The sequence below is a fragment of the Pedobacter psychrodurus genome (assembly GCF_032678585.1).
GTDB lineage: Bacteria > Bacteroidota > Bacteroidia > Sphingobacteriales > Sphingobacteriaceae > Pedobacter > Pedobacter psychrodurus_A.
Genome location: NZ_JAVTSN010000004.1, coordinates 1 through 19,859, shown reverse-complemented (window position 1 = coordinate 19,859; position 19,859 = coordinate 1). Strand labels below are relative to the sequence as shown.

Annotated in this window: 17 protein-coding genes; 10 read left to right on the top strand and 7 right to left on the bottom strand. The window is 41.7% G+C overall.

Annotated features, from left to right (window positions below; genetic code table 11):
• Positions 1-11: 11 nt before the first annotated feature.
• Positions 12-1,856, bottom strand: a complete 1,845-nt coding sequence (locus R2S57_RS03670; RefSeq protein WP_316843755.1) for a hypothetical protein — start codon at positions 1,854-1,856, stop codon at positions 12-14.
• A gap of 229 nt (positions 1,857-2,085) precedes the next feature.
• Between R2S57_RS03670 and R2S57_RS03665 the strand changes: the two genes are divergently transcribed.
• The 5 genes from R2S57_RS03665 to R2S57_RS03645 all read left to right on the top strand — a co-directional run bounded on the left by R2S57_RS03665 (position 2,086) and on the right by R2S57_RS03645 (position 5,479).
• Positions 2,086-2,415: a DUF4870 domain-containing protein gene (locus tag R2S57_RS03665; RefSeq protein WP_316843754.1), complete on the top strand. Its 330-nt coding sequence runs from the start codon at positions 2,086-2,088 to the stop codon at positions 2,413-2,415.
• A gap of 10 nt (positions 2,416-2,425) precedes the next feature.
• The gene (locus R2S57_RS03660; protein WP_316843753.1) at positions 2,426-2,953 is read left to right on the top strand and encodes a hypothetical protein; all 528 of its coding nucleotides are present in this window, start codon (positions 2,426-2,428) and stop codon (positions 2,951-2,953) included.
• Between the two features lie 79 nt (positions 2,954-3,032).
• The gene (locus R2S57_RS03655) at positions 3,033-3,599 is read left to right on the top strand and encodes a hypothetical protein (RefSeq protein WP_316843752.1); all 567 of its coding nucleotides are present in this window, start codon (positions 3,033-3,035) and stop codon (positions 3,597-3,599) included.
• A 15-nt stretch (positions 3,600-3,614) separates the two neighbouring features.
• The gene (locus R2S57_RS03650) at positions 3,615-4,601 is read left to right on the top strand and encodes a hypothetical protein (RefSeq protein ID WP_316843751.1); all 987 of its coding nucleotides are present in this window, start codon (positions 3,615-3,617) and stop codon (positions 4,599-4,601) included.
• Complete coding sequence (locus R2S57_RS03645) at positions 4,601-5,479, top strand: hypothetical protein (protein WP_316843750.1); 879 nt, start codon at positions 4,601-4,603, stop codon at positions 5,477-5,479. Before R2S57_RS03650 ends, R2S57_RS03645 begins: the two co-directional genes overlap by 1 nt.
• A gap of 254 nt (positions 5,480-5,733) precedes the next feature.
• Here the strand turns inward: R2S57_RS03645 and R2S57_RS03640 are convergent, their stop codons facing one another.
• The gene (locus tag R2S57_RS03640; RefSeq protein WP_316843749.1) at positions 5,734-6,417 is read right to left on the bottom strand and encodes an arylesterase; all 684 of its coding nucleotides are present in this window, start codon (positions 6,415-6,417) and stop codon (positions 5,734-5,736) included.
• Positions 6,418-6,522: 105 nt separating this feature from the next.
• Here R2S57_RS03640 and R2S57_RS03635 point away from each other — a divergent pair, with 105 nt between their 5' ends.
• Together R2S57_RS03635 and R2S57_RS03630 are read left to right on the top strand one after the other, a co-directional pair.
• Positions 6,523-7,212, top strand: a complete 690-nt coding sequence (locus R2S57_RS03635; protein WP_316843748.1) for an ABC transporter ATP-binding protein — start codon at positions 6,523-6,525, stop codon at positions 7,210-7,212.
• Positions 7,205-9,739 carry an ABC transporter permease gene (locus R2S57_RS03630; RefSeq protein WP_316843747.1) on the top strand — a complete coding sequence of 845 codons (2,535 nt, stop codon included), beginning with the start codon at positions 7,205-7,207 and terminating at the stop codon, positions 9,737-9,739. The genes R2S57_RS03635 and R2S57_RS03630 overlap by 8 nt, the downstream gene beginning before the upstream one ends.
• A 435-nt stretch (positions 9,740-10,174) precedes the next feature.
• On the opposite strand, the gene hxlA is transcribed toward R2S57_RS03630, so the two are convergent.
• Together hxlA and hxlB are read right to left on the bottom strand one after the other, a co-directional pair.
• Positions 10,175-10,807: a 3-hexulose-6-phosphate synthase gene (hxlA, locus tag R2S57_RS03625; protein WP_316843746.1), complete on the bottom strand. Its 633-nt coding sequence runs from the start codon at positions 10,805-10,807 to the stop codon at positions 10,175-10,177.
• Between the two features lie 29 nt (positions 10,808-10,836).
• Positions 10,837-11,466, bottom strand: a complete 630-nt coding sequence (gene hxlB / locus R2S57_RS03620; protein WP_316843745.1) for a 6-phospho-3-hexuloisomerase — start codon at positions 11,464-11,466, stop codon at positions 10,837-10,839.
• A gap of 205 nt (positions 11,467-11,671) precedes the next feature.
• On the opposite strand from hxlB, the gene R2S57_RS03615 reads away from it, so the two are divergent.
• The 3 genes from R2S57_RS03615 (at position 11,672) to R2S57_RS03605 (ending at position 14,174) form a co-directional block, all read left to right on the top strand.
• Positions 11,672-12,535 carry a helix-turn-helix domain-containing protein gene (locus R2S57_RS03615; RefSeq protein ID WP_316843744.1) on the top strand — a complete coding sequence of 288 codons (864 nt, stop codon included), beginning with the start codon at positions 11,672-11,674 and terminating at the stop codon, positions 12,533-12,535.
• A gap of 9 nt (positions 12,536-12,544) precedes the next feature.
• Positions 12,545-12,763: a hypothetical protein gene (locus tag R2S57_RS03610; protein WP_316843743.1), complete on the top strand. Its 219-nt coding sequence runs from the start codon at positions 12,545-12,547 to the stop codon at positions 12,761-12,763.
• Positions 12,764-12,884: 121 nt separating this feature from the next.
• Positions 12,885-14,174 (top strand): gluconate:H+ symporter, encoded by a 1,290-nt coding sequence (locus R2S57_RS03605; protein ID WP_316843742.1) that lies wholly within the window; start codon positions 12,885-12,887, stop codon positions 14,172-14,174.
• A gap of 677 nt (positions 14,175-14,851) precedes the next feature.
• Here R2S57_RS03605 and R2S57_RS03600 read toward each other — a convergent pair.
• From R2S57_RS03600 to R2S57_RS03590, 3 genes are all read right to left on the bottom strand, one after another.
• A complete protein-coding gene (locus tag R2S57_RS03600; RefSeq protein ID WP_316843741.1) occupies positions 14,852-16,249 on the bottom strand; it encodes an alpha-amylase family glycosyl hydrolase in 1,398 nt (465 codons plus the stop codon).
• Between the two features lie 37 nt (positions 16,250-16,286).
• Entirely contained in the window at positions 16,287-18,743 is a 2,457-nt protein-coding gene (locus R2S57_RS03595; RefSeq protein ID WP_316843740.1) for a TIM-barrel domain-containing protein, read from the bottom strand.
• 55 nt (positions 18,744-18,798) lie between these two features.
• Positions 18,799-19,859 (bottom strand): SusE domain-containing protein (locus tag R2S57_RS03590; protein ID WP_316843739.1); only part of this gene is annotated, 1,061 nt, incomplete at its 5' end.

The following is a 19,859-nucleotide window of genomic DNA, read 5'->3' as shown; positions in this document are numbered from 1 at the left end:
GAGACAAATTGTTATCCCATACCCTGCAAAAACAGATTCAAATCCTCACCCTTACCCAAACCTAATTTTTGTTTAATGCGATAGCGGCTCATGCGCACACTTTTGGCTTCGATGTGCATAATCTGAGCAATTTTTTTTGTGTCCATTTTTAAATGCAGGTAGGCACAAAGTTTCAGATCGAGCGCCGTGAGTTTCTGTTGCGCCCTTTGGTTTAACAAGGAGAAAAACTCAGGATGCACTTGCTGGATCTGAAATTTAGCTTCTTCAAAATCATTGTCCAGAAGCAATTCTTCATTCCAGATCTTATTAATATTGAGCTGATGGTTATCGCTAAGCTTTTCTTTGATCTGGAAAAGCATCTCTTTTTTATGCTCCAACTGCAATTGGCTGGCCATTACTTCTTTCTGCAGTTGTTGCTGTTGGCTCTCCAATAACAGTTGTTCTGCTTTTAATCTGGCCTGCTCCTCTTTCTCCAGCTTCATTTGCAGTTCAGCGTCCTGTTTTTCCAGGTGTAGTTGCTTTTCGCGCTGCAGTGAATACCGTAACCTGAAATGGTAAGAACGGAACATAAAGATCAGTCCTAAAATTGAGGCGATAGCAATACCAATGTATAAATACTTCTGCTGTTGTGCGTATTGTTCGCTCTGCTTTAACAGCTTCACTTCATTGTTTTTTTTTTCAGCTTCGTATTGCACCTCTAGTTTTTGGGCATTTAGCGTGCGCTTTTCATCAAAATATTTACTATTAAACTCCGTTGCCTTTTTCTGGAACTCGAGGGCCTTTTCGTAATTGCCGCGCTGCTCGTAAAAGTTCGATAGCGCGGTTACAACATTGATTAATGTATAATAATAAGGTACCTTTTTGCTGATCAATACACTATAAGCTTCCTGTAAATATCCTTCAGCCATTACAAAGTTCTTGTCGCGCTTGGCATACTCACTTAAAATACCCAAACTGCTTGCCCTTACTTCTTCGCCATTAATTGCACCTTTCATTACCTCATTCGCCATACCCGCATAACGGATGGCATTGGCCTTTGCCGTTTGATCGGTATCAGAGAAATACCTTAAATAATAATCGGCACTGTTGATACAGGAAATCGCATAAGTTTTTTTAGCTACAGAAGTTGGGTATTGCCGATAAAGATTTTGTGCTTTATTTAAATAATAGATGATGCTGTCGCGCAGCACATCACTTTTAGTACTGGCATAGTTATAATCGGCAGCCACGGATAAGGCAATATAACAATTGCTCAACAGGTTATAATCAGTAGTTTTTAATGCATTTTCGGTAGCCGCCTTTGCATAAGTATTCACATTTTTCACGTCATCCCTGCGCGAGCTTAACATATATAACTGGTAATAGATTTTCGCACTGAGATAGGGATCATCTTTTTTTCCTAACGATTTAAGCGCCAACTGACAGTATTTGGTAATCTCCTCTGCATTGTCGATGGCACTATAAAACAAGGCCTGCGCATAATAGGCATAGGCTAATGCGATGGGCTGGCGCGACCGCTGGGCAATAGATAAACTGGTATCACTTGCTTTTTTCGACAATGCAAATTGTTTGGTGGTCGAATATACACTCGTCATTGCAGCGTAGGCTTTTGTGGCCTCAGTAGGGTTTTTTACCTTTAAGGCCAGGTCTGCACCCTGTTGCGCTCTTGCAATGGCGGCTTTATAATCGCCATTAATCCGGCTTCGCTCTGCCAATTGCGAAAGGAGGGCTGGTTTATCTTTTTCACTGATTTTATCGAGCGCTGTACTATCCAATAAGGTTTGCGCATTGGCGGCACAGAAACATAAGCTAACGCCTATTAAGAATATTATCTTTTTAAAAACCTGAAGCTTCATATCGTAAAATTAACATAAAGATTGGAGCCTGGATAAAATTGTAGACGAAAATCGAAAACAATCTAAACACATAAATATCTGTATATCAAAAACTTAAATAAACCTGTAGATATATTGTAGACGTTTTATTAAAATGTAGTAGATGTTCTGTAGGCGGCAAAATCTTTTAAAGCGCAATGTTTAGTCCCAACTTTGACCTAAATAATTTTTAAACCTAAAAACAGAAATCATGGACAACAAAACCCTTTCAATCATTTCTTACATCACCATTATTGGTTGGTTAGTAGCTTATTTCAGTGGAAAAGACAAAGCCGATGCTTTACTAAAATATCATTTAAGACAATCGTTAGGTCTTGCCATAGTCAGTATTGTTTTTAATATCGCATTTACCATCATTGCCAGTATAGTACCTAGTTTATCGTTCTTAGGCCTTGTGGGTTATGCCTTTATTATCCTGTGGATATTGGGCATCATCAATGCAGCCAATGGTGCATTAAAACCTGTTCCACTAATTGGTAAAATGTTCGAAGACAAATCTTCATTTGTTGGTAAGTATTAAAAAGAAGATTATGCGCCTCAATATCAAAAATGGCATGTTAATGGTGATGGTTTTAACCATCACCGCATGCAACTTTACGTTAAATACACCGGAAGAATATTTCGACAGGGCAGCCTTAAACTCCAATGATATATCCCGTTTTGGCACCTATTATTTCGAAGGTTACCAGATATACACCAAAAGTACATCTGGCCCCGGTAAAGCAAGCAGCTGCGAAGAATACTTGAAAAATTCGATCGCCAGCGCCGAAAAGAATTTGGAAAAAGTAAAGAAATTGCATCCAACTACAGCAACAAAACCGATGTTAGATGCGTCTATTGCCTTACACGATTATGTTTTAAAGCACTACAAAACAGAACATCTTAAGGTAGCCCAAATGATCGATCAGCATCAACCAGAGGAAAATATCAACGAAATTTTAACCAAACTGGATAAGAAGCCCTATGATACATTTATTGAGTTATATAATAAGCTTTGGCAACTTGCAGATGTATATGCAAAGGATAATAAAATTGAAGTAAAGAAGATGCCTTTTTAGCTAATCTCAATTAAATTCAATCATTCAACATCCAATCATTCTATCATTCATTCACTCTATCACTCAATCATTAAATTTTATGATAAACATAACAGATTTTAAAGAAAATCTAGGCCTAAGCCAGGTTCCCAGCGAACTGGAAAAACTGATTTATTTCCAAAACAATATCTCTTCGTTCGGAAATTATAGTAAAGGATTTGGCGTTTTGATCGACGAGAAATGGGGACTGAAAAGCTGGAGTGAAGATGAAGATTTTTTAAACCGTCTGATACCTTTTGCCCAGGCCAATGATACCGGCTCATTTTACGCCATCTGGAACGATGGAACAAACAAGCCGCTAAACCAAATGCCGATCGTAGTTTTTGGCGATGAAGGCGGTGTACATCTTATTGCGGAAAATATTTTGCAATTGCTCCATTTACTCACATACGATACCGAAATATGGGTCGATTTTGATCAGGCCTATTTTTATAAGGATAAAAACAACTACGAAGAAAGTGAGGATTTGGGTGATTATTTAAAATGGATGAAAGGCGACTATGGCCTCGGCCAGATTGAAGCACCAGATGAATTGATTAAAACTGCCCAAGAAAAACACAAGGAAGATTTCGATCAATGGTTTGGGCAATATTTTAAGCAGGAATAAATACCCTATATTATTATGAAACAAGGACTCTCGATATTCTGGATTATTTACATGCTGTTTTTCGCCATCCCCTTCCCTATGTTGATGTATTACAACACCAAGGAGGATATACCCAATCTGGTGGGCAGCAATGCATGGTATTCGCTTACTGTGCTTGTAATCTCTATTTTGTTCTGGGCCATATTGCTGATTGGTTATTACCGAAAATGGGTAATCCGTACCTTTTCAATTAAACGGAATATAGAAAAACTTAAAATCACTGGAGAGCCACGCGAAGCTAAAATATTAGCATCAGCAAAAATTTCGAAATCCGGCGCAGCTTATGATACTTACGAACTTACCCTGCAATTTAAAAATCTGGTAGGCAGCACAGTCACGCAACAAACCACCGTGAACGATGCTAAACCTTATGAGCGTCGTTACGAAGTGGGTAAAACCGTGGGCATTCTGTTGGATAAAGAGGTAAACAAAAACCCTTATTTTATTTTCGCCACCACCGAGGTTAGCCTTAATAAAACAGTCATTTTCCTTACCAATCTAGCCTGGCTGGCCTTTGCCGCCCTAGTTGTTGGTTATTATATTTATTCCTACAATTTAGAAAGCAGAGGTACAGGCTGGCGTTTTATGGGGCTTGGCCATCCTTTAATCACCTGTCCATTTATGTTGCTTCTTTACCGCGCATTTGCAACTTTTATCGTCGGCAAGTTTGTCGGCAAACCTGACCGATTGTTTCCAATTAAATTTAAAGGTACCCAGACCACTGCCCGATTGATTAAAGCCAGTCAGACTGGAACCTATATCAACGAACAACCCCAAATTAATTTTGAACTGGAATTTACCGATCAGTTTAATCAAAAACACAGGGCAAACATCAAAAAGATTGTAGACCTGCTTGATTTGGATAGTACGAGGCAGGAATATGTTTCTATTTTTTATCTCAAAGAAAATCCCAGTCAAATTGCCTTTGAAAAAGACTTAAACGAAATTAACGGAGAAATCTGATGAAAAACCTGAACAACATTCCCCACCTCATCTTATTGTGCTGCTTCCTTTGCATGGGTTGCAAACAGATCACAAAAAGTGTAGATGAAACCTTTAATCCTAATGATTCTTTGGTTAAAAAATATGAGAAGGAAAACCAGTTTGGTACCAATCGCGAATACACAGGAACAAGCAAAACCACCACCACTACGCAGTATCAAGATAAAACCATCATCATTAATGGCGACACCGTTAAAACAGACGAAATGCAGGATAAGGCCAAAGCACTTTTTCACGACATTGAATTATTGAAACAGAAGCAAACACCTGCAGATGGTAAGGAAATACAGAAAAGAGTAAATGAGTTTTTAAAAGAAATGAAGCTTCCACAAGGATCCACAACAAATATGGAAGTAGAAAAACCAGCAATAAAAGTTAAAAAAGGAATATTAAGTGTTACAGAACTAGAAAAGGCAGAAGATAAACTACGAAATTTGCCCCGGTACAAAAATAAAGAGATTGTATTGTATGAATCGGTTCATTTTTATGACGATGGCTCGATCAACCTGGCATTACAACATCCCGACAACCCTAAATATGTAGATGCTTACCAATATAAAGACGGAGCATGGTCTTCGCCAAAGCCGGTACTGGCCAGAAATATCGAACGCCGGACATTCCCTTTAAATAAGATGCATTTTGCAGACGCGCACAAAATATTAAAAATCTACAATGAAAAAGCCGCTGGGATTGAAGGGGCAGCGCCTACATCAGATGCTTATATCACCATTTGGGATAACGGGATGCGCTGGAATCCCCGTTCAATAAACGGTAGCAGAGACCGCTACGATATCCAGTTTAATACTAACGGAACGCTAAAGAGTTTTAGGCAGGAGTGAGAAATATCACGCTCATGTTTTACCTTTTTTAGAAATATCGTCATTATAAGGTACGAAGCAATCTTAATGCGATCGCTAGGTATAAGATTGAGGTATTGTTTCTAATACCCACCCACAGTTGTAGGATTGCTTCGTACCTCGCAATGACGATCTAAAAACCAATCTTCAAAGCCGATTCAGCCTTAGCCCGTTAAACCCAACTCAGTGCCCTCTGCGCCTTTCTCTCTACGACCTGTGCGGTTAAAAGCTGTAAACTACAACAAATCCTTCAACACCACCCAAACATTCTCCGCCAAAATTTTATCGCCCTCAGCAGTTGGATGTATCCCATCGGCCTGGTTTAATTTAGCAATACCGCCAACCTTATCCAATAAAAACGGGATCAATGCCATTTGATTCTTTTTGGCCAGATCAGGAAAGATTTTTTTAAAATCAGACGCATATTTAGCACCCATATTTGGTGGCACCTGCATACCTGCAATCACCAATTTTACATCCGGATATTTAGCCTTTACCCGATCAATAATGTCTTGTAGGTTTTTAATGGTCTGCGCAACCGGTAAACCACGTAAACCATCATTTGCACCGAGTTCGAGTACGAATACATCTACCTTTTGCTTAAGCAACCAATCTATCCTACCCTTTCCACCAGCGGATGTTTCGCCACTTAAACCACCGTTTATCACTTTGTACGGCATCTTCAACGAATCAATCCTATTTTGGATCAATGCCGGGTAAGCTTCCGTTGGATCGAGTCCGTAACCTGCTGTTAAACTTGTTCCAAAAAAGAGAATAGTTTTCTGTTCTTTAGCTATCGCAGTCGTCTTTTGGTCAGCCGAATCTAAAGTTTTATCGTTATTACGCTTACTTTGTTGATTTCCACAGCTGAGCAGCGCAAGGCTCAAAACAAATAAGCCCATTAATCGTTTTCGTAACATATCCTATCAATCTATATCTAATTATCGTTTAATCCATTATCTTAACAGGCAATACGCCGTTATGTTTGGCAAATATCGATACACAAACCCTAAAAAAATCAGCTATTGGAAAGCATATTGAACATCCGAAATGTAAGCAAAATTTACCAAAGTGCCGGGCGCGAACTCACCGTTCTGGATAATATCAACTTTTCGATCGCCGCTGGTTCAACCGTAGCCATTACCGGTCCTTCGGGAAGCGGAAAAACAACCCTGCTTGGTTTATGTGCCGGCCTCGACCGCGCTAGCAGTGGAACGGTTGAACTGAATGGAATTGCCTTAGAAAAGCTAAATGAAGACGAACGTGCCGCGGTTAGAAACCAGTATGTAGGTTTTATCTTTCAGAATTTCCAACTCCTGCCTACCTTAACTGCTCTCGAAAATGTAATGGTTCCTTTAGAATTAAGGGGAGCAAAAAATATCCGAGCACATGCTTTAGAATTGCTGGACAAAGTTGGTCTGGCCGACCGCTCGCACCATTATCCTGTTCAGTTATCGGGCGGAGAACAGCAACGGGTTTCGTTGGCCAGGGCATTCTCTAACCAGCCAGCCATTCTTTTTGCTGATGAACCAACCGGAAACCTCGACGCAGAAACCAGCGAAAAAGTTATCAAATTACTTTTTGACCTGAATAAAGATGCCGGAACCACACTCGTAATCGTCACTCACGATTTAGAACTGGCCGCAAAAACAGCAAGAAGTATCAAAATTAAAGGTGGCGTAATCATTTCAGACGAAAACCCTAGTTATGCCTAATACCCTCCCAAAGCAAAACATCAAATTTTCGTGGCTGTTTAAAATGGCCTGGCGCGATAGCCGGAAAAACCGTGCACGTTTATTTCTTTTCATATCGTCTATTGTATTGGGTATTGCGGCTCTTGTTGCCGTGTATTCGTTTAAAGATAACCTGCAGAGGGATATCGATGCGCAGGCGAAAGAACTTACAGGGGCAGATCTGGTTTTGGATAGCCGTAAAGGCGTGAGCAAAGCCATGCAAAAAATGCTCGATACCCTTGGCGATGAACGCTCGCAGGAGAAAACATTTGCCTCGATGATCTATTTTCAGAAAGGCGGTGGCAGCCGTTTGGTACAGATGAAAGCACTGGAAGGCAATTATCCCTATTATGGCACGATAGAAACCATTCCACTGGCCGCCGCAAAAAACTTTCAAACCGGTAGAAATGCACTGGTAGATCAAACCCTGATGTTGCAGTTTAATGCAAAAGTTGGCGATTCGGTAAAAATTGGCGACTTAAATTTCAATATTCTCGGCACCTTGACCAAGGCTCCTGGTCAAACCGGAATCGGATCAAGTATTGCACCTACCGTTTATATCCCTCTGCAAACATTAGACAAAACAAATCTCATCAAAACCGGAAGCCGGATCAACAATAAATTTTATTTCAAGTACAACGATCCATCAGGTATTGATGAATGGGTTAAAAAACAAGATAGCCGACTAGAAAAGGAAGGTTTCGATGCCGATACAGTAGAATCGAGAAAAGAACAGACCGGAAGATCTTTTAAAGATGTAAACCGTTTTCTGGCCCTTTCAGGATTTATTGCCCTATTGCTGGGTTGCGTGGGCGTAGGTAGTGCCATCCATGTATACATACAGGAGAAATTAAGCGCCATTGCCACTTTAAGGTGCCTGGGCTTAAAATCGCGGCACGCCTTTATCATCTACCTCATTCAGGTCTTTTTTATCGGTTTAATTGCTTCGATATTAGGCGCAGTTTTAGGTACAGGCATACAGTTCCTGCTTCCCCTGGTGCTAAAAGATTTTCTGCCGGTAGAAATTACCATGCAGGTTTCGTGGTTTGCTGTTGGTCAGGGGATTTTACTGGGCCTTATCATTTCAATTCTCTTTGCGCTTCCATCCCTCTTATCCGTAAGACGGATTTCGCCACTAAATGCCATCAGGTTATCTTTCGAAAAAACAGGTGGCAAAAGAGATCCCCTAACCTGGTTGGTATATCTGCTCATGGCGGCATTTATCACAGGTTTTACTCATTTACAGATGAAAACATGGGTACAAACCTTAGCTTTTACTTTAAGCATAGCCATCGCTTTCCTGTTGTTGATCGTACTGTCTAAATTATTGATGTTCCTGGTGCGCAAACTATTGCCAAATTCATCAAGCTATTTATGGCGGCAAGGTTTTGCCAATCTTTACAGGCCGAATAACCAGACGCTAATGTTGACCGTTTCTATCGGCTTATCTACTGCATTTATCTGCACCTTATTTTTCGTACAGGGTATTTTGATGAGCCGAGTAACACTTTCATCGGGGGCCAATCAGCCCAATATGGTGATGTTCGACATCCAGAATACACAAAAAGAAGGCTTAGACAGTTTAACCAAAGCTTTTAAATTGCCATTGATGAACCAGGTTCCGGTAATTACGATGCGTATTGAAGAAATTAATGGCAAAAAAGCCAATGCCGATACCAATAACAGAAGGGCCTATCGCAATGAGATCAGGGCTACTTATCAGGATACTTTAACCGCAGCTGAGAAAATTACTTCAGGTAAATGGATCGGGAAGATAAAACCCAATGAAACCATTTATATATCATTGGATCAGCGTTATGCCCAATCGATTAATGTGGAGCTAAACGATAAAATATTGTTTAATGTTCAGGGCATGATGATCCCAACGGTTGTTGGAAGTTTGCGGGAGGTAAACTGGAGCAGAATGCAGACCAATTTCAGAGTGGTTTTCCCGGCCGGAGTGCTGGAAGAAGCACCACAATTCCATGTATTAATGACCAGGGTGCCATCGGGTGATGTTTCTGCCCGTTTTCAGGGCGAAGTGGTACAAAAATTCCCGAATGTTTCGGTAATCGATCTAGACCTGGTGTTAAAATTATTGGACGAACTATTGAGCAAAATCGGTTTTGTAATTCAGTTTATGGCGGGCTTTAGTATGGTTACCGGATGGATTGTTTTGGTATCATCGGTACTCACGAGTAAAAATCAACGGATAAAAGAAAGTATTTTATTGCGCACCATGGGGGCCAGCAGAAAACAGATTTTAGCGATTAATGCCATCGAATATTTCTTTTTAGGTGCATTTGCCGCAGCTGCAGGATTGATTTTAGCGATTGGCGGAAGCTGGGCACTGGCGAAGTTTACTTTTGATGCGGCATTTGTACCACCACTAGTACCAACTGTATTATTATTCGGTTCGATTGTATTTTTGGTGGTAGTTACAGGCGTATTGAGTACAAGAAGTATCCTGAACCAGCCCCCTTTAAAGATTTTAAGAACGGAAAGTTAGGCGATGGGCGAATAGCGTTAGGCGCTTGGCACGATGCAATAACCACAAGGAAACAGAGAAAGGCACAGAGAGAACAGAGGATACATTGATGCCGTGGTTCGTGTCTCCACGAACAACCTTCTTAAAGGTTTGCCATTTTCTCTTTAGTGAATGCCGCCCTCGTTTTGTCAGTCTGAGCGTAGTCGAAGACCCTTTTTTCGCTAAGTATGATTTCTTAACCATATAAAATCATTTAAGCCGATATGTAATTAAAAATATCCTTCGACTCCGTTACCAATCACAGGTTCTTATAAAAGGTCGTCATTGCGAGGAGGAACGACAAAGCAATCTTTCATGCTAGTGTTTCTTGCTAAAGGTTGCCTCCCCGAAAATTCGGGATAGGCTGTTAGCTGAAAAAGCCTTTTCGCAATGACGATACCTTTAAGGGTCAATGTTTTATGCAGCATCAATTGCCTCACGCAGTGCTTTTGCTGCAGCTGCAGGATCTTCGGCACCATAAATTGCAGCACCTGCAACAGCCACAATAGCACCAGCTTGTATAACCGCAGCAACGTTATCGATATTTACACCACCCGCGATAGAAACTGGAACACCTGCCCTTGCCGCCTCATCAATTAATACCTGAATAGAATAGCCGGCAGTCCACTGTTCATCAAGACCCGCATGAAGTTCTACAAACTCAACACCAAGGGCGGTAACTTCCTGTGCCCTTTTAACACGGTCAGGATAACCGATCGTATCTACAACCACTCCTTTACCATGTGCTTTTGCAGCCTTTACCGCGCCAATAATTGTTGCATTTCCTGCTGCTCCCATCACCGTAACCAAATCAGCTCCTGCTTTAAAAGCGATATCCGCTTCCAATTCGCCGGCATCTGCTGTTTTCAAATCTGCAAAAACCAATTTATCCGGATGTGCAGCCTTCATTGCGGTAATTACTGTTGATCCCATATTTTTAATCAGGGGCGTACCCAATTCTATGATATCGACATATGGAGCCACTTTTGCGGCCAACGCCAGGGCTTCTTCTGTTGTTAATAAATCTATTGCTACTTGTAATTTTGCCATGATGTGTTGTTATATAATTAAATTAATGTTTATTCTAAATTGGCGTGTCGCTCCCAAAGCGTTTCTGCGGCTTCACCGCTTAATTTCCAAAGGGATTGAAAAACGGCATCATTAAGCAGGAGCAGAAATTGCTCGAAAAGGCTGCCCGCATATTGGTTTGATATTTTTTTGCTGTGGTCTTCTTTTTCTGCTGCCGGCACCAAAACCACATGACTGGCCAATTTTGCCAATGGCGATTCGGCATTGGTGGTAATCGCAACTACGCTCGCACCTACTGAAATCGATTTTTCAGCGGCCTTTACAACAGACCCTGTTGTTCCGGAGCCCGATGCCGTGATTAATAAATCGCCCTTGGCAATTGCGGGGCTAGTGGTTTCGCCCACATAATACACGGTTAAACCCAGGTGCATCAAACGCATAGCTGCCGATTGCATTGCGAAACCTGAACGGCCTGCTGCAGTAATAAAAATACGTTTCGCCTGCTGAATCTGATATACGAAAGGAATCAGCTGATCGAACTCCATTTGTTTAACCAAACGGGTATTTTCCTCCATAATCTTATTCAGGTTCATTTGCAGGTCCCAAACCAATTGCTGATTATCAAGTGTATCCATTACGGATTGATGGTTTGCAAATTTTGCTGATACTTTTAAATCCATTTTCCTCTGTCGCTTTAATGGCTCAAAGGTATGCCCGATGCTGATCAAGAGGGTTATACATTTAGCCCCTTATATTGGACAATCAGGAAATATACCGGCGAAAAAGTCATCAATCCGCCATATTAAATGCACTGTTTCCGAATAGTCCACCATAATTGTCATTTCGTCCAAGCGCTAAAAAATTAAGTGTTTAACTTTAACGATCATGAGTTTATCAACAGAAACCACGCATCTGGAAAAATCCATTATCTACATTCGCGATCTGAGTAATTGCCCGCCAAGCTACCTTAACGATCCCGGCAGGAAAGAATTTTTCGAAATTGTTTGGCTTAAAAACGAGGAACCGTTGCATGCGCTGCAAGAATCCGAATTCGAAAGTAAAGGCGACTGGATTTACCTCATCCCGCCTTACCGGGTACACCAGCTGAACAAAGCAGGCAAAAACGGCGTGCTCATCTCTTTTAAAAGATCTGTTCTGGAAGGGGAAGAAAAGGAATTCCTGCTTGATCTCTTTAAGATTTTTAATGTTCAGGGCGAGTTTTCATGCTTAAGGCTAAATCAGGAAACTGCAACCGAGCTGGGCAATATTTATAAATTGATAGAAGATGAATACCAGAAAACAGGCAATACTTTTATCATTACAAAAGCACTGTTAAAGGTATTCCTGTTAAAACTGATACAGGTTAAAGAACACGAATTTACCAGTCATGACGTACAGCAGAAAAGGGTTTACGAATTTCTGATGTTACTCGAAAGTAATTACCAACAGGTTAGGAACACCGATTTCTATGCCGGTAAAATCGGGATCAGTTCTAAAAGGCTTAATCAGATTTTGAAAGAAAAACTCAATAAAACCGGCATGCAGATCATCCACGACCGCATTATCCTGGAGGCCAAAAGAAAAATCATCCATAGTGAGCATACCCTAAAAGAAATTGCCTACGAACTGGGCTTTTCAGACCGGCCCTACTTTAGCCGTTTCTTTAAAAAACAAACCCGGCAAACACCAGAGGAGTTTCAAAAACAGGCCAGAAACCATATCGAATCAAAATTTAATACATTGGTTTAAGTACAATCTGTGGAGATTTTATTAATAATCGATACTTTTACGATTATGATCAGATTAAACAACGATACCCCCAGCGATATTCTTCAGGATGTAAAAATCGGCGATATGGTAACCGATACCTTCAGCAAAACTGGCCTGGTAGAAACCATTGAAATCAGTGATGATGGTTTGTACCGGATTTACGAGTTTAATCTCGTTACCGGCAGAACCATCACCGTAAAAAAATAGACCAAACTCAACATTAACCAAATGAAAAATTAACCACAGTTAAAAAGGATCGGTACAGATTAAAATCTATGTTTATCCGTGTGCATCTGTGGCAAAATCACATTGCCTAAACCCTAACCAAATGTCATTACTCATTTTACTTTTCGGCATCCTGCTTCTTTTCATTATGATTTTGAAAAAGATTAACCCGATGATTGCTTTAATTGCCGTGGCCATTATTACCGGTTTATTATTGGGCATGCCCGCTACCAAAGTGATGGGTTCCATCAGCAACGGGATCGGCAGTACACTCGGCAGTATGGTAATGGTACTGGCACTTGGCGCCATGATGGGTAAGTTGATTGAAGATAGTGGCTCGGCAAAAAAGATCGTTTTCATCCTTATTAGCGCATTTGGCAAAAAGAACATCCAATGGGCAGTATTGCTGACGGGTTTACTCGTGGGAATTCCTTTATTTTACAACGCAGGTTTTGTAGTCTTGATCCCTTTGGTATTTGCCATTTCGGCGGCAACAGGTCTCTCTAAATTATACATTGGCCTTCCGATGGCAACTGCCCTATCGGTAACACATGGTTTTTTACCACCACACCCCGGCCCCGTGGCGCTTGCCGGAATTTTCCATGCCGATATTGGCAAGACATTAATTTACGGCTTAACCTTAAGTGTACCTATTGCCATTATTGCCGGCATTTATTTCCCAAGACTGATTATTAAACGTGATCAATCGGCCAGCATTCAGGATTTCAAGATCAGCGAAGAAGAAAACCTGCCTTCAGCTACCAGGAGTTTTATCACGGCCTTATTGCCTGTATTTTTAATCATCGCCGGAACAATTGGGAGCAGTTTTAAGATCGATTATATCGGTAAACCGTTATTTGTGTTTTTGGCCGATCCTACTGCCGCATTACTCATTTCGGTGATCATTGCTTTGGCCGTTCAAAAAACAAGCCTTGTAAAGGCGATGGAATCTTGTGCAGAAGGTGTAAAAAGCATTGCCATGATTATCCTCATTATTGCCGCAGGAGGTGCTTTTAAGCAGATTTTAATCGATAGCGGTATGGGCGAAACCGTAAAACAGCTCACCGGAGGTTTAAACTTATCGCCATTGTTACTCGCCTGGTTAATCACCGCCTCGTTACGGGTAACCCTGGGTTCGGCAACGGTAGCAGCGCTCACGGCCTCGGGCATGGTATTGCCACTAATCGGTCAGGGCGCACCGCCAGAGCTAATGGTGTTATCGGTTGGCGCGGGGAGTTTGATGTTCTCACACGTAAACGATACCGGTTTCTGGATGTTTAAAGAATACTTTAACATTAGCCTCAAAGAAACTTTCCGCACCTGGACGGTAATGGAAAGTCTGGTTTCCGTTTTAGGACTTGTTGGGGTGCTGGTATTGAATCAGTTTGTATAAAGAAAGCGTTGTCAACTTTTAATAACCAAGTAGCTAGGAAGTTGACAACTCTGATCAAGAACCTACAAACACTACAATATATTGCAAGCCAAAGCAGATGATGCGCCCTTATGAGTATCATTTTTTTGGAAAGCAATTGCCGCAGCTTTTAGGTTAAAGCAGTCCCGCTCCCGCTTCTGCCAATTGAAAAAAATTGGCATCCCGCTTTGATTGCCTACCTGCTGCAGGCAGGGGTTTAAGGGGCATAGATTTGCTACTATCCAGAGTAAAATAAACGCCTGTCCGTTACAGGCGGGCGACCGACAGCGTTATCCCATCCTTCACGGGATTAAGCAAAGAGCGGGACTGGATGACCCAAAGCAACATGGGTATTGCTTTCCAAAAAATGCAGAGCAATTCTAGAGGCTAAATCTTTTTAAACTTGTAGTTATTTAGAGAGTCTTCTTTAATTTCTCGGAAAGACGAAGCAATCTTAATGCAATAGCGATAACCCATAGTAGTAAGATTGCTTCGCCGGCTGAAAAAGCCTTCTCGCAATGACGAACCTTCTTCAGAATCAGTCATTTGGAACTCTATTCGTAAGCCGATTGACCCACCAAGGGTGATCATAACGCTTTAGTTGGCTTATATTTTGCATTAAGATTCCCGCCGGCGAGAGAATGACGATGAAGTAAGATCTATTTCTTCAACATCAAATAACCATAAGCTTGCAAAGTAACGCTGGTGGTCAGATTAACAACATCTCCTGTCAACCCATTTTCCCAAACCGTATTTTGCAAAGCAGTAGGCAAACTGTAATTCACCGTAGTATTCCTGGCATTTACCAGCACTACTACATCATCTGTACCGGATTTTTTTTCATACGCCATTACATCCGGATGGTTAAATACCGTAAGTGCTCCTATTTTTAAGGCAGCGCTACTTTTTCTAAAGGCAATGATCTTTTTATATTCCTCCAGCATCTCGGGATTGGTTGTCCAGTCGATTGCGTCCCTGTTAAAAAAATCAATTTTATTAGGGCAACCTACCTCCTGCCCATTGTACAACAGCGGAACACCGTCCATTGTGGCCACCAGAACAAATGCAGCCAGGGCACCTTGCTTGCCTTTGTAAATGCTAATGGCGCTTCCATCCGATGAAGTTACATCGTGGTTTGTGATGTAACGGAGCTTGTAGGTTCCGTTAATCAGCATATTGTTTTCATTGGTGTTGGTGGTAAACAATGCACTTGGTGCCTGGGTATCGGCAAAAATACTTTTTAAGGCATTGTAATAATCAAATGCGTAGTTCAGCTGAAAACCAGCGGTAAGCTGTTCTTTTTTACTTCCTTCGCCCAATAAAATCAATTTCCGGGTATCAAACTTCTTCAAAGTATCAAGAGCCTGTTTCCAAAAATCAGTGGGCACAAAATCTGCGGCATCAAAACGGTAACCATCAACATTCGCGGTCAGCACCCAAAATTTCATCGCCCTGATCATCGCTTTACGCAGATCCGCATTGTCGTAATTTAAAGCCGCTACATCTGCCCAGTTTGTTCCTGGAGGAATAATGATATTTCCATTTGCATCCTGTTTGTACCAGGATTTATTTGCAATCCAGGCATTGTCCCATGACGTATGGTTGGCAACCCAGTCTAAAATAACCGACATATCCCGCTTGTGGGCCTCTTCCACTACGAGCCGCAGGTCGTCCAAGGTTCCAAACTCCGGATTAACCGCATTGTAATCCTTTACGGCATAAGGCGAGCCTAGGCCACCAGCCGATTTTAACTGCCCTACGGGATATATTGGCATCAACCAGATCACGTTTATACCCAGACTTTTTAAATTATCCAGTCTACCCTGTAAGCCCTTTAAATTGGCCTGAGCACTAAACGAACGTAGGTTCACTTCATAAATTACCGCATCGGTGGTATTTGGCACTTTAGAAAAAGGCGTTCCATAAGCCACGGGATCTTTATAATCATCACCCGGCGTAACCACTACCGGTGGACTAACTATCGGACTATCGGAACCCGATTTTTTACATTCGGCAGTGGTAATGCCCACCAAAAGGAGTAGCGATACTATTTTCATGCTATTATTCTTTAAACTCAGTTTCATGTTGTGCGGATTAATATTTTAAAGTGATGGCACCATCCTCATTTTTGATCAGGATGGATTTGATGGTACAGCTTTCCGGAGCATTGGGATTGGCCTGCAGATCAGGATTGTTCGAAACGCCCATCCAGGCAAACTTATCATCAATAAGATTTTTCTGCTGTTGATTCACAGAAATGGAAGATGTTGCACCAAAACCATGTAAAGCGATTTTTAAGAAACGGAAGTTGCTTTTATAACTGCCTTCTATCTGGTGGAAAACAATCTCTTTGAGAACCGGATCGAAACTGATCTGTCTTTTATAAAAAACACCCTTTTCGTAAGCATAACTTTTTCCATCATCCTCATAATACACAAAACTGTTGCTTACCTCTCCTTTATAAACATGAACAGTTAAGGTATCACCCGGCTTTTGGCTGGTCGACTGAACGAGAGATTGTTGTGGGATAATGCTGCCCCCCTTTACAAAAACAGGCAGTTTATTTATAGCCAGCTGAATAATCTTTTCTTCATTTCCGCGCTGCAACCCGTCGCTATATAGATCGTACCAGGTACCAGCGGGAAAATATACCTTACCGAACTCTTTTGCACTCTCAAAGGGAGCCACCATAAAAGCGTTTCCAAACTCGTATTGGTTTTGGAATTGGGTATCGAGAATTTTCGGGTCGTGGGTATAATTGATCGCTAATGAGCGCATTACAGGAAGTCCGCTTTGTGCAGCCTCGTAAAAACCAGCATATATATAGGGCATCAGCTGGTAACGGAGACTGATGTAGTTTCGGGCAATATCGAGCACATCTTCTCCAAAACTCCATGGTTCTGCCGCTTTTGTATTTAATGCGGTATGGTTCCTGAAATAAGGTGTAAAGGCACCCAGTGCTATCCACCGGGTGTATAAAGCTGTAGTTGGATTTCCGGTAAAACCACCAATATCCATTCCGGCGAAAGCCACGCCACTTAAACCCAGGCTGTTAATTAAACGCACACCAGCAAGCATGTGGTCGTCTTCACCGCGGTTATCTCCTGTCCATAAGGCTGTATAACGCTGTAAACCTGCATATCCGGAGCGGGTTAAGATAAAGGGCCTTTCCTTAAACTGTTCCCGCGCTCCTTCATAACTCGATCTGGCCATCTGTAAGCCATAAACATTGTGTGCCTGCAAATGAGAGGTTGGTTTACCATCATAATCGAAAAGTACATTGTCGGGCATTTTTTGTCCCCAGGTAGCAATCTCATTCATATCGTTCCAGATCCCGCTCACGCCAGATTCAGAAAAAAACTTCACCTCATTCCGCCACCAGGCTCTTCCTTTGATACTGGTGAAATCGGGAAAGTTACACCAGCCCGGCCAAACCTGCCCGGTGTAAGGTTCTCCATCAGGATATTTGATATACACATTATCCCGTATACCGCGTTCGTATGCACCGGCTCCCTTTTCTACCTTAATGCCGGGATCTACGATCACCGTTGTTTTGAAACCCAGTTTATTCAGCTCGGTATTCATTTTTAACGGATTGGGAAAACGGTCTTTATTCCAGGTAAAAAGTTTATAGGCATCCATGTAGTGAATATCGAGCGTAATGCCATCAGCAGGAATTTTCTTTTCGCGTAAGGTATTGGCAATGCGCATCACCTCTGTTTCGGGATAATAACTGTACCTGTTCTGTTGGTAACCCAGCGACCACAATGGCGGCATTGGCATCCTTCCGGTAAGATCAGTATAAGAACGGATGATGTCGGCTACCCTTTTATGGTAAATGAAGTAATAGTTCAATATCCCGCCGCGTGCCCCAAATGAAGAAAAACGGTTGTTACTCGCCCCAAAATTGAAATCAGACTGGTAAGTATTGTCCAGAAAAATACCATAGTTTAAATCGTGGTGAAGCCCCATGTAAAAAGGAATAGTAGAATACAATGGGTCGGCTGATACCGCATAACCATACACATCGCTGTTCCAGTTGGTGTAACCGCTTCCTTTACGATCGAGGTTACCCGTTTTTTCGCCAAGACCAATAAAATGTTCGTCATCCTGCATTTTTTTGTAACTGGTAACCGCATCTCCTGCCCATGAGGTAGAAAGCCCCTTATCATCTTCGTTGATCAGTTTTCCGTCAACAGTATAAAAAGAGATGAGAAAAGGTTTTTTTCGGACGATCGCCTTTAACGAATCGGTGCTGATACTGATCGAGCTGTCGCTCTGGGTAATGATTGTTTTCACCTTTTGAGCTTTGCCTGTTACGGCATAAGAAAAATCATCGCCAAGTTTTTTCCGGTCAACCCTCACCCGTATGATATTGGCAGAATACACGATAATTTGTGCCTCTGCATTGTTCAGGCTTAAGTTTATTTGTTGCCCGTCTACTTTAACGGCAGTAACATTGCCAATTTGGTTTACCGGAGTTTGTGCAAGCGCACCGTAGGAAAAAGCAACGCAAAGCAGTAAAATACCGCACAGGGTTTTAAATTTCATCGCTATAGAATATAATCGGAACGGCCATTTAGGGATGACCGTTCCGGTAAGGAATTTAATTTTTGGTTACCGTATACAGGTATTTAGTGGCTGTGGCTTGCTTAAAATCAATGGTTACGGTATAAGATCCGTTCTGGGAAATGGTTACCGCATCATTGGTTTGAATAAGCGTCCCCGTTAAGGCATTCACATCTGCAGGCCCATAATTTATATCCCAACTGTTGTTCGCCCTGAATTTTAACGCACCCGGCACCAAGGTAGCCGTTGCTTTCCATACGCCATTTACAGGATCGTAAAGCATCGGCGTAGAATTATCCCAACCGCCGGCAGTTGATGAACCAATGAGTCCGAAAGATTGAATGGCCGCAACAGAATAGCTGAGGTTTTTGATGTCGGCATTTAATTTATAGTAGCCTGGAGTAGTAGCGGTTAAGCCAGCAGCAGCACCATTAGTGCTTAATTTACCGGCACCGCCATCACCGTAGGTAATGGTTGTACCTGCTGTAGACACGAATTTGAATTTACCTCCAACATTCATGTACACATATCCTTCATATTTACCATCGCCCAAAAAACGGATCGCTGGTGCTACATCTGTAATCCAGCCCTGGTAGTCGCCGGGTATGAAAAGTTTCTCTGGTACAATTTCTTTGTAGGTGGTTACCGATAATTTGATAGGTGATGAGGTAATTTTATTTTTCTCACTCAACACTGCCGTTATCCTCAACGCTACATCCGATTTTACATTTGGAGGCAGATTGAGGTTGTTCAGCAAAATATCGTTCAATTTACCAATGGTGATGCTTAAAGAATCGTTAGTGGTGCTGCCAATGCCATAAGCGGTAGCGAAATTTTTACCCGCAGCATCGATCTGAACCGTATAATTCACAACGGCCTGAACCCCAAAATCTGCCTTGTTCCATTTGATGTGGAATGTTTTAGCGGTATCGGCAACAGCCACTACCATCGCCGATGCAGCAATAGGTGAAGTGAATGTTGGTGCACCAACATCACTTTTAATATTTGCCAGCATATTGTTGTCTTTTTTACAGGCAGAAAATGCAGTGGCAAAAAGTATGATGATATAAATTAATCTTTTCATAATGACTATCGAAT